This window comes from Streptomyces sp. NPDC002690, from assembly GCF_053592415.1.
In genome coordinates, this window is sequence record NZ_JBSFVR010000773.1 from 1 (window position 1) to 1,014 (window position 1,014).

A 1,014-nucleotide genomic window follows, 5' to 3' on the forward strand; every position below is an offset into this window, starting at 1 on the left:
CGAAGGCCCGGATCGAGATGATCCGGGCCTTCGCTGCTTGCGGTCCTGACGGGATTTGAACCCGCGGCCTCCACCTTGACAGGGTGGCGAGCACTCCAAACTGCTCCACAGGACCTTGCTGTTGTTCTTCGCTTCCGTACTCTCGTCCGGCTGCGAAACAGGACTGTACAGGAGGTCGGCGGGCCAGGTCGAATTCACCTGGAGTGACCGCCCGCTCACACCCCGGGGAGGGGTGTGAGCGGGCCGGATTCCTACGGTGCGGCGGCGTCGATCGCCTTCACGATCCGCTTGTCCGACACCGGGAAGGCGGTCCCCAGCGCGTGCGCGAAGTAGCTGACCCGCAACTCCTCGATCATCCAGCGGATGTCCAGGACCTCCTGCGGCACCGGCCGCCCCTTGGGCAGCTGTTCCAGCAGCCAGGCGTACTCGTCCCGCATCTCGTGGACCTTCTCCATGCGCGTGGTGTCGCGCTGGACGGAGGTCGGCATCTGCTGGAGCCGGCGGTCCGCGGCCACGAGGTAGCGCATCAGGTCCGGCAGTCGGCGCAGCCCGGTCGCGGTGACGAACCCGGCCGGTACGAGGCGCGCCAGCTGCTCGCGCACGTCGGCGACGTTGCTCACCAGCGTCAGGCTGTTGGTGGCCTTCAGGCGGCGCTCACAGGCTTGCCAGGCGGCCAGGATCTGCTGGACCTGGCCGATCGTGCGGACCGTGAGGTCCACGAGGTCGGCGCGGACCTTGTCGTACAGGGTCGTGAACGACGCCTCGTCCCAGGCGGGGCCGCCGTGGGCGGCGATAAGGCGGTCGGCGGCGGCGGTGGCGCAGTCCTCGAAGAGCGCCTGTACCGAGCCGTGCGGATTGCGCGACAGGGCAAGCTTCTGCTGGTTGGTGAGCTTGTCCGAGGCGAACTTCGCCGGGTTCACCGGGATGTTCAGCAGGATGAGCCTGCGGGTGCCCCGCCACATCGCCTGCTGCTGCTCGGCCTCGGTGTCGAAGAGCCGGACGGCCACCGTCTCG

At 68.5% G+C, this 1,014-nt stretch carries 1 protein-coding gene and 1 tRNA gene; both read right to left on the reverse strand.

The features are described from left to right. Positions 1–40: 40 nt before the first annotated feature. Positions 41–115, reverse strand: a tRNA-Asp gene (locus ACWD3D_RS37420). A 136-nt stretch (positions 116–251) separates the two neighbouring features. Beyond that, on the reverse strand, positions 252–1,014 hold a 763-nt coding region (locus ACWD3D_RS37425), incomplete at its 5' end, for a DUF3418 domain-containing protein (protein ID WP_451465078.1).